This window comes from Cytophagia bacterium CHB2 (assembly GCA_030263535.1).
Taxonomy (GTDB): domain Bacteria; phylum Zhuqueibacterota; class Zhuqueibacteria; order Zhuqueibacterales; family Zhuqueibacteraceae; genus Coneutiohabitans.
In genome coordinates this window covers 1-2,365 of the sequence record SZPB01000597.1, presented here as the reverse complement: position 1 = coordinate 2,365, position 2,365 = coordinate 1, and the positions used below count along the sequence as shown (strand labels likewise).

Here is a 2,365-nt window from a genome sequence, read left to right as displayed (position 1 = left end):
ATTCAGGCGATTGCGAGCGGCATTTACCTGTTTACGGTTACCTCGGAAACAGGCACGTATGTGGGCAAATTTGCGGTTATCTATTAAGGAGCGGCCATGTCTTTGCGAAGAATGATCCTCATTTTGACTGCCGTCTTGCTGCCGGGAACGGGGTTGCTGGCGCAAATCGATCGCGATTTGGAATTGCGCGACACAGCCGGTCGCGGCAAAGTCGGCACAACCGGCATGCAATTTCTGAAAATCGGCGTGGGCGCGCGCGCCGTGGGCATGGCAGAGGCCTTTGTGGCGTTGGCGAATGACGCCAGCGCCGTGTTTTACAATCCCGCCGGATTGACGGCGAGTGAGAACAAACAAGTTTTGCTCAGCCACGTCGAATGGCCCGCTGACATCAATTATGAATTCGGTGCGGCTGTGTTGCCGCTGGAAAATATTGGCGTGTTCGGCGCTTATGTCGGCATGCTCACCACCGGCGATATGAAAGTCACCGTGCCCTATCAAGGCTGGACCGGCGGTTATTTCAACGCCAGCGATTGGGTGGTGGGAGTGACGTATGCGCGCAAGCTCACCAATCGCTTTTCCTTTGGCGGCAGCGTGAAATACATCACGGAATTTCTCGGCAACGAGCAAGCGAGTAATTTTGCCATGGATGTCGGCACCTTGTTCGACATCGGCGTGCGCGGCCTCAAGTTCGGCATGAGCATCACGAATTTCGGACCGGATGCCAAGTATTTTCGCGAGCAGTTCGCCCTGCCCATTGATTTTCGCCTGGGCTTGATGATGGACATCTATCGCAGCGATTTCAACACGGTCGTCGCGACTTTTCAAGGCAATCATCCGAATGACAACATCGAACAGCTTGCGTTCGGGTTGGAGTACAAATTGAAAGACGTGGTGGCGCTGCGCACCGGCTATCGCACCAACGTGGAACTTGAAACGTTGGACAAAGTTGATGAGCCGTTCGAAGGCCTTTCCTTCGGCGCGGGCGCAAAATTCGGTTTCTCCGGCGTCAAAGCGCAACTGGATTATGCCTATTCCGACTTCGGCTTTTTGGACACAGCACAGCGCTTTAGTATTGCGTTTCAGTTTTGAAAATGCTAAGGGGATTCAGGCTGAATGATTTATTGGAATAACTATCAACACGCAAATGTCTACATAACACATAAAGTTATTCTAGGGCATTCCGCGAGAATCTTATAATGTAGCAAGATGTTGTGGATAAACATGCAAGAGGCACAAATCAAACTCCGTGATGCGAGCCTTGCACTCCATGAAAAATCATGGCATGATATTCTAAAAATCGATGAGTCATTTTGTACAGCCAAGAAATGTCGTACTTGATAGGGTGGCATATCATATTCTATATTAGGAAGCGGAAACTACAATCGAGAATTCTTTGTGACTCTAATAATCACTGAAATTAGTGAGTTTGGAATTGCTATGGTTGCTGACAGCGCTGTTACGGAAAGCACGGATTTGCCTTCCGGAGGAACTGTGACACGTGTCTTGAACGGCGCTAAAAAACTTCAAGCCATTCCATATTTACGCGCGGGGATTTCGATGTGGGGACACGGATCACTAAAAACATCGAATAACTGGATTCCAACAGATATGTGGGTTGTCGATTTTATTGAGCAACATCAATATTTGACCACACTTGATGAGTTTGCCAACAAACTTGCTCAGGAACTTCAGAATGCCGCGGGAAATATCAATGAACCAATTGGATTTCATCTAGCTGGTCTTACAGACAGCAATGGAGAATGTCTACCCGTCGCGTATCATGTCCGCAATAACGATGGAGACTTCATACGCGGTTATGAACTGCATGAGTTTATACCAGGCTTGCAATTTCTGCCCAAATTACCGAAAACAAAGCAATTTTGGATAATACGAAATGGCGACTATGGTCCCTATGCAATTCTTTCCCAACCTGTATGGAACGCGCTCAAGGAGCTTCCAAAATCTCTTGATCTACAGATACCGTATCCATCACTCGTGGGCCGAATCAGATACCACAAAACGTGGGTACGATTTATTTCTGACTTATATAATAGTTCTGAACTGTTTCAGACAATTGGCGGCTATGTTACATCCTTGGGTATTTACTACAACGGTCAAATGATCTGTGACCTAGGCTAGCTATTCAACTTAGATGGGTATGCGTGACAACATGCAGCTATACCCACGATTGATGCCAGCAACAATATCGCCCCGCAGATTCTTAACGCTGAGAAATAACTTTGCTCCTAAGGAGGTCTAAATGATCAAGCTATTGTGCTGTTGCTCAATGTTGCTCTGGATATTCACTCGGCACGTGTTCGCAATTGAACCAATTAGCAAGATTATCGAGCAACCAAATGCACCC

General features: G+C 47.5%; 2 protein-coding genes. Both read left to right on the top strand.

The genetic code is table 11. The features are described from left to right. Positions 1-96: 96 nt before the first annotated feature. Complete coding sequence (locus FBQ85_29320) at positions 97-1,089, top strand: PorV/PorQ family protein (protein ID MDL1879232.1); 993 nt, start codon at positions 97-99, stop codon at positions 1,087-1,089. A gap of 306 nt (positions 1,090-1,395) precedes the next feature. After that, the gene (locus FBQ85_29315; protein ID MDL1879231.1) at positions 1,396-2,139 is read left to right on the top strand and encodes a hypothetical protein; all 744 of its coding nucleotides are present in this window, start codon (positions 1,396-1,398) and stop codon (positions 2,137-2,139) included. Positions 2,140-2,365 lie beyond the last annotated feature (226 nt).

Excerpts from the sequence above, each read along its gene's own strand:
- FBQ85_29320 (MDL1879232.1), top strand. The coding sequence starts at position 97 with ATGTCTTTGCGAAGAATGATCCTCATTTTGACTGCCGTCTTGCTGCCG.